At 29.6% G+C, this 5,664-nt stretch carries 6 protein-coding genes; all 6 read left to right on the top strand.

Features of this window, described 5'->3' with window-relative positions; all coding sequences use genetic code 11:
• Window positions 1-16 precede the first annotated feature (16 nt).
• Complete coding sequence (locus tag ABZA26_RS06350; RefSeq protein ID WP_372713679.1) at window positions 17-460, top strand: hypothetical protein; 444 nt, start codon at window positions 17-19, stop codon at window positions 458-460.
• A 48-nt stretch (window positions 461-508) separates the two neighbouring features.
• The gene (locus tag ABZA26_RS06345) at window positions 509-1,225 is read left to right on the top strand and encodes a hypothetical protein (RefSeq protein ID WP_372713678.1); all 717 of its coding nucleotides are present in this window, start codon (window positions 509-511) and stop codon (window positions 1,223-1,225) included.
• Window positions 1,226-1,353: 128 nt separating this feature from the next.
• The gene (locus ABZA26_RS06340; RefSeq protein WP_372713677.1) at window positions 1,354-1,992 is read left to right on the top strand and encodes a hypothetical protein; all 639 of its coding nucleotides are present in this window, start codon (window positions 1,354-1,356) and stop codon (window positions 1,990-1,992) included.
• A gap of 165 nt (window positions 1,993-2,157) precedes the next feature.
• The gene (locus ABZA26_RS06335; RefSeq protein WP_372713676.1) at window positions 2,158-3,162 is read left to right on the top strand and encodes a glycosyltransferase family 2 protein; all 1,005 of its coding nucleotides are present in this window, start codon (window positions 2,158-2,160) and stop codon (window positions 3,160-3,162) included.
• 41 nt (window positions 3,163-3,203) lie between these two features.
• Window positions 3,204-4,508: an NAD(P)/FAD-dependent oxidoreductase gene (locus ABZA26_RS06330; protein ID WP_372713675.1), complete on the top strand. Its 1,305-nt coding sequence runs from the start codon at window positions 3,204-3,206 to the stop codon at window positions 4,506-4,508.
• Window positions 4,509-4,679: 171 nt separating this feature from the next.
• A partial coding sequence (locus ABZA26_RS06325; protein WP_372713674.1) for a glycosyltransferase family 2 protein occupies window positions 4,680-5,664 on the top strand: 985 nt, incomplete at its 3' end.

Here is a 5,664-nt window from a genome sequence, read left to right as displayed (position 1 = left end):
ATGGGGGCAGAGTGAGGTGTATCATGACAATTTTGACCGGAGCAGACAGGACAAGATTGAGCAAATATCAGATTTTGTAAAAAGAACTGGAAAACAAATCAAGTTGAGAGTTTGCTGGGAAAGTCCAGGGGGATCAAATTGTTGTGAATGTGAAAAATGTTCCATTACTATGATCGCATTGATGCTTGAAAATTTAGACCCAAAAAAATTTGGTTTTTATTTTAATGATGATATATATAAATATTCTAAGAAATGTCTTCTTGAAGGAAAGTGGGATTTTATTCATGATGACATTGATCTATGGAAAGATATAAAAAAACATGTTTCTGACTCAGATGAAAGAGAGTTTTTCAAATGGCTAAAAAGCTATGATTTGAATAAATCAATTGGAAAATATAATACTTTTTATAACAAAATTCGAAGAAAGACACTGGCAACCTACAAAAAAATAAAAGCATAATATAAAATCGAATTTATTTTTTAGGGAAAAGGAACAGGGGGGGACTTTATGGAAAAATCTTCATTTTCAGTTTTTATTTACTTAAAAAAAATCTTTCGTATAATAAATTATCTGTTTTTGTTTTTATTTTTTATGAATATTCTTTCATGTTTTTTAAAGTTTGTGGCAGGTCACCCAAATGTATACGGTCTTGTACCTAGATTTGAGTTTCGAACTGAAAATAATGTTCCGACTTATTTTTCATCATTTAATTTATTAGTTTCTGCCATACTTTTAAAAGTAATAGCATTGTTTAAAAAAATTGAAAAAGATCGTTTCTTTCATAATTGGTCTATACTGTCAGTCATATTTTTATTTTTATCAATCGATGAAACTGCGAGTATGCATGAACTGTTGACATACCCACTGAAAAAAAATTTTACTTTGACTGGTATATTTAATTATTCTTGGGTTATTATTGGATTTTTATTTGTTCTGATTTTATTTATATTTTATAGTCGTTTTTTATTTAGTCTCCCTTCTAAAACAAAATATCAATTTTTACTGGCTGGATTTATTTTTGTGGGAGGAGCCATAGGAATAGAGATGATAGGAGGTAACTATAAATATTTTAATCCGGAAGAAAATCTTGTTTATGCCATTATTACGACGTTTGAAGAATCTTTTGAGATGATTGGAGTCATTATTTTTATTGGGGCATTGATAAATTACATTGAAAATAATATCTCCGATGTCACTGTAATATTTAAATCTAAAAATCGTTAAAAAAAATAAACAGACATTAAAAAACCAGATGGAAGTGATGTTTTATGGAAAATCTTTTAATTACAATTTTTATGTATGTTAAAAAAAAATGTAGAATGATTAGTTACCTTTTTTTATTATTGCTTTTTATGAATATAGCTTCCTGTTTTTTCAAATTTGTGGCAGGACATCCTCACGTGTATGGATTTGTTCCGCAGTTTGAGTTTGACTCTGAGAACAATATTCCGACATATTTTTCATCAATTATTTTATTGATTTCTGCATTTCTTTTAAAAATAATTGCAGTATTTAAAAAGAGTAAAAAGGATATTTTTTATAAAAGGTGGTCATTACTTTCAATTATATTTTTATTTTTATCAGTAGATGAATCAGCTAGTTTACATGAACTCTTTATATTTCCGCTGAGAAAGATATTTAAATTATCAGGAGCATTTTATTATTCCTGGGTTATTGTCGGAATTGCAGTTGTTTTGATTTTATCGGTATATTATTACAAATTTTTATTAGATCTTCCTTCCAGAGTGAGATTTCAATTTTTATTAGCTGCATTTTTTTTTGTGGGAGGAGCCATAGGAATAGAGATGATCGGAGGATATTACAGTGATGTATATACTGATGACAACTTGACATATGCTATTATCACAACAATTGAAGAATCCTTTGAAATGATCGGGGTTATTATTTTTATTAATTCATTACTGCAGTATATTGAAAAAATTATTTCTAATTTTAATTTTGAATTAAAATCTAAAGAAAATCCAAAATAATTTTTGTAATATCAGAAAAACAGTGTATGAAAATAGTCTACCTTTAAATTTAAAGTATCTTATTCTATTAATTAAAGAGAAAATTATAGAAATATCGGGAAATATAAAAAAATTAAAATACAGGTTATCTTTGGAGAGATGAAGTATGTAAAGGTGGAGATTATCATGCAAAATAAAGAATTAGTGAGTATAATAATACCTTTCTATAATATTGGAGGTCATGTAAAGAAGACAATCGAAAGTATTGAGGGACAGACTTACAGAGATTTTGAAGTCATATTTGTAAATGATGCATCTACAGATAATAGCGTGGAAATTATGGAGAAGTTACTGAAAAATGTAACTTTTAAATATAAAATTATCAACCGTTTGAAAAACGGTGGGCCGAGTCCTGCCAGAAATAATGGGTTATCAGAGGCATTAGGAAAATATATATTTTTTTTAGACTCTGACGATATTATAGCTGAAGATACATTTACAAAAGTTATGAAAAGCTTTAGGAATGATAATCCCGATCTTGTATTTTTCAAGTTTAAACGTGTAGATATAAATGGTAATGTTATTCAGCACTATAATGATATATTCAGAGATGTAAAAAAGAATGAGAAAAGCAGAGATATTTTGAAAAAATATATTAATTTAGAAATATTTTTGTACACCTGTAATGTTGTTTATAAAAAGGAGATAATAGAGAAGATTTTTTTCAATGAAAATAATGAGACGCATTATTATGTAGAAGATCAAGACTTCATAATTAGAGCACTTTTGAATTCAAATAAAGTGGGCTATATTGATTTGGAGTTAGTCCAGTATCTACAGAGGGCGGGCTCCATAATGAATAGCGAGTTTAACCTTAAAAGATTAAATAAGATAAAAATTTTTGATATATTTTTTAATCAATATAGAACAAAAGATGAGGAGCTAGGTAGATTATTTCTTAAAAGAAGAACGAGGGAAGTTTTGTGGGTGACAAAATCCTATATAAAAAGCAGAGCTAATCAAGAAACCAAAAACATCAAACTCTATATAAGAGAAAATATTTTAACCAAAGAAATACTTTCTTATTTAGAATGGAAATATTTAAGAGTATTAGATATAAAAAATATTTTTCTAGGTTTTTTATTAAAATATTTTCCTTGTTTATTTGTAAAAATTATGAAATTAATTTAAATTTTTAATTATTTAGGATTTAATATGGGGGAGGGACACGAATGAATTATGACATAGTTGTTTTAGGGGCTGGGATTTCGGGAATATCGGCAGCGTATCATTTAAAAGAAGGAGGCGTAAATTCCGTGGTATTTGAAAAAAATCCTTCGTGGGGTGGAATGCTTGATAATTTTGAAATAAACGGGTTTAGATTTGACAGATTTGTCCATCTGTCTTTTGCAATAGATGAACATGTAAAGGAAATTTTTGCAAAATCAACGGATTTTTATACTCATACACCTGATCCATTTAATTATTACAGAGGATACTGGGTAAAGCATCCTGCTCAGAACAATTTATATCCTCTGCCAAGTGGAGAAAAAAAGATGATACTGGAAGATTTTAAAAAAAGAAAGCTAAAAGATGTTTCTGAAATAAAAAATTATGAAGAATGGCTGAGGGTTCAGTTTGGAGATTATTTTGCAGAAAATTTCCCTATACCTTATACAAGAAAATACTGGACGGTAGAACCTAAAAACCTGGAAACAAAATGGGTAGGAAAGAGAATTTATCTGCCGTCTATAGAGGAGATAGAAGAGGGGTGTGAGACAGAAAAAACTCCGGTTACATATTATGCCAAAGAGATGAGATATCCTAAAAAAGGGGGATATAAATCTTTTCTTACCAGCATGGTAAAGGGAATCGATATCAGACAAAATAAAGAAGTAATAAAAATAGATATAGAAAAACACAAAATTTATTTTTCTGACGGGACTCAGTGTAAGTATAAAAAACTAGTATCTAGCCTTCCGCTTCCTGAGCTGTGTAAAATCATAGAGAATACACCAAAAGAAGTAGTGGAAGCTTCAGAAAAACTTATGTGTACTTCTGGTTATCTTGTTTCTCTGGGATTTAATAAACCAGACATACCTAAGCATCTGTGGTTTTATATCTATGATGAAGATATACTCAGTGCCAGAGTATATTCTCCAAGCTTAAAGTCTCCAGAAAATGCTCCAGAGGGTTGCAGCTCTCTTCAGGCTGAAATCTATTTTTCAAGAGATAAAAAAATTAACCTTTCAGAAGACGAAATATTGCAGCATACCATAGAAAAACTTATAAAAATGAATGTTTTCAAAGAAGACGATTTAGTTGTAAAGAATATAAAAAAAGAAGATTATGCAAATGTGGTCTTTAAACATAATATATATGAAAACAGAAAAATAGTTTTAGAATTTTTAGAGGGATGTAATATCAAATCCATAGGCAGATTCGGAGAATGGAAATATTTGTGGAGTGATCAAAGTCTCATAAGTGGTCAAATGGCAGCAGAAAAAATTCTGAGAGAATTGCCGGACAAGTTGTAAAAACAGATAAATTTCTGTAGATTCAGACAGGCTAAAGGAAATTTGATTTGTATTTAAAATTTGGGACTAAAATATATTTAGGTTGTTTTAGAAAGAAATCCTGTGGGATAGAGTATAAGTTAATCATGGGATAAACAGCGAATAACAATTTAAATATCAGAGGTGATTTTTATGAGTATTGAAACCAATGAAATATTCAAATATAAAAACAACTTTGAAAAGTACAGTCATGTAAAGTCAAAGTTGATCTGGGGCAACCCAAATGATAAAGAAAAACCACTTGTTACTGTAGCCATCCCCACCTATAAACGACCTGAGATGCTGAGAGAAGCCATTGACAGTGCACTCAAACAAAACAACTTCAGTGATTATGAAATAGTGGTCGTAGATAACGATGCTGAATGTCCTAGCTCTCAGAGCGAGACAGAAGATCTGATAAAAAATTATAACAATCCGAAAATACTATATTATAAAAATGAAGAAAATCTAGGTATCTATGGCAACTGGAACAGGTGCCTCGAACTTGCAAGAGGAAAATGGTATACAATGCTTCATGACGATGATCTTTTGCTTGAAGATTTTTTTGAGGAAATTTTTAAAGTTCTTAAAAATAATCCTAAAATTTCATGTGTAAAGTCCAGGCATTTTATCTTTGATCAGAGGTCAGATGCCAAGAAAAAAGAACTCAAAGAAAAACTGAAAAATTTCAGAAAAAAAATGTGGAAATTCAGTGAACTTGATTTCCTTATATCCAACCCCATCGGCGGGCCGGTAGGAATAGTAATAGACAGGGAGAAAGCAATAGGTATAGGGGGGTTTGACGAAGCATATTATCCTTCAAGCGACTATGTCTTTTTTACAAAATACTGCGTAAAGCATGACCTATATTATTATAATAAAGTATTATGTTTTTATAGGATAGCTAAGAATGAAAGTCTGAATAACGGGACAATGATAAAAGCTACAAGAGTTCATTATGATGTAATAAACATTCTGAGAAAAAAGAACAACTTCAGAAATATTTTCTTTAAAAAATATTCGCTGTATTTTTCTTTGAGGGCTTTAAAAGAAATTAAATCTTTATGGAAAGTAGATATAAAAAAGGAAGATTTAGAATTTTTAGGGGAAACTCCCAGATTAAATCCGATGGTTACCT

Source organism: Ilyobacter sp. (assembly GCF_041583315.1).
In the GTDB taxonomy this organism is placed as follows: Bacteria; Fusobacteriota; Fusobacteriia; order Fusobacteriales; family Fusobacteriaceae; genus Ilyobacter.
Note: the sequence above shows the minus strand (reverse complement) of the source record. Positions and strands in the feature narration are given on the sequence as shown.